Source organism: Streptomyces sp. NPDC127100 (assembly GCF_042724095.1).
Classification (GTDB): Bacteria; Actinomycetota; Actinomycetes; order Streptomycetales; family Streptomycetaceae; genus Streptomyces.
Map to the genome: position 1 here is coordinate 1 of NZ_JBHXFL010000104.1, position 1678 is coordinate 1678.

1 protein-coding gene and 1 pseudogene are annotated in these 1678 nt (G+C 69.6%); one reads left to right on the top strand and one right to left on the bottom strand.

Annotated elements, in window-relative coordinates; genetic code table 11:
* Positions 1-2 precede the first annotated feature (2 nt).
* A pseudogene (locus ACFWJB_RS35430) lies at positions 3-914 on the bottom strand (IS5 family transposase).
* Between the two features lie 36 nt (positions 915-950).
* On the opposite strand from ACFWJB_RS35430, the gene ACFWJB_RS35435 reads away from it, so the two are divergent.
* Positions 951-1580 carry a class I SAM-dependent methyltransferase gene (locus ACFWJB_RS35435; RefSeq protein WP_030968184.1) on the top strand — a complete coding sequence of 210 codons (630 nt, stop codon included), beginning with the start codon at positions 951-953 and terminating at the stop codon, positions 1578-1580.
* Positions 1581-1678 lie beyond the last annotated feature (98 nt).

Below are 1678 nucleotides of genomic sequence, written 5' to 3' on the forward strand. Positions count from 1 at the left end.
CCCTAGAGCCTGTCTGACAAATGATCACCTGGCCGCTTCACGGAGCCAGAGGATCAGGGAGGCCAGGACAACCCCCGCGCGGTAGCGGTCTGCGAGCTTGTCGAACCTGGTTGCGATCGCACGGAACTGCTTGAGGCGGGCGAAGCATCGTTCGACCACGTTGCGGTCGCGGTAGATCTCCTTGTCGAAGGCGGGTGGCCGGCCACCGAGGCGCCCCCGGCGTCGGCGGTTGGCCACCTGGTCGCGGCGCTCGGGGATCGTGGCGGCGATACCCCGACGCCGCAACAGATGGCGGATGGCCCTGCTGGAGTAGGCCTTGTCACCCAGCACGCGGTCCGGTGTCGTGCGCGGGCGGCCCGTGCCAGCGCGCGGGGTGCGGATCTTGTCGAGGACCTCGGCGAACGCAGTGGCGTCGTTGACGTTTCCGGGTGTGAGCACGATCGACAGCGGCAGACCCCGGCCGTCGACGGCGAGGTGGACCTTGGTGGTCAGCCCGCCCCGGGACCGGCCGAGGGCCTGGCGCGTCTGCGAGCGGCCCGGATCTTCCAGTTCATCCCCGTCCGTGTCCCCCTTTTACGGGCGCCCGCGGCGTGCTGGTGGGCCCGGTTTACCGTGGAGTCGACAGCGACGGTCCACTCCACCCGGCCCACCGCGTCGTCACGGACCTGGACGTGCTCCAGCAGCTTCGCCCAGGTGCCATCAGCCTCCCAGCGGGCGAACCGCTCGTAGACGGTCTGCCACGGCCCGTACCGCTCGGGCAGGTCGCGCCAAGGAGCCCCGGTCCGCAGCCTCCACAGCACCCCGTTGACCACCTGCCGGTGATCACGCCACGGACGGCCGCGTCCGTCCACCTGCGGCAACAGGGGCTCCATTCGCCCCCATGCCGCATCCGTCAACTCACCTCGACCTGCCACAAGATCAATTATCAGACCGGCTATAGAGTCCTGCCCGTGGCGAATCATCAGGACGAGACCAGGGCGGCCTACGACGGAGTCGTCGAGCTGTACGCATCGCTGTTCGCAGGCCGGCTGGAGACTCAGCCGTTCGCCCGGGCCATGATCGGCACCTTCGCCGAACTGGTGCGCGCGACGGGCAACCTGCGGGCAGCGGACGTCGGGTGCGGGCCCGGACATCTGACGGCCATGCTGCACGAACTGGGCCTGGACGCCTTTGGACTCGACCTCTCCCCCGGCATGGTCGACCACGCCCGGCGGGCCCATCCGGCGCTGCGCTTCCAGGAGGCGCGGATGGAATCCCTGCCGATCGAGGACGGCGCGCTCGGTGGCGTACTGGCCCACTACTCGACGATCCATACCCCTCCGGGGGAACTGCCGGAGCTGCTCGCCGAGCAGGTACGCGTCCTGGCGCCGGGTGGCCTGCTCCTGGTCTCCTTCTTCGGGACCGACGGACCGGAGCCGATCCGGTTCGACCACAAGGTGGCACCTGCCTACAGCTGGCCGACGGATCGCCTCGCCGAACTGCTGGCCGATGCCGGGCTCGTTCCCTTCGCCCGGCTGCTTCACGATCCGGCCTCCGAACGGGGCTTCCTCGACGCCCACCTGCTGGCCCGCCGTTCGTAGGTCCTGCCCGGCGCTACCCGCCAGACGGTCGGCGCACCTCCGGACTGCCAGCTCGGCGGACACTCGCTGACACGACGGGAATTGTCAGACAGGCCTTA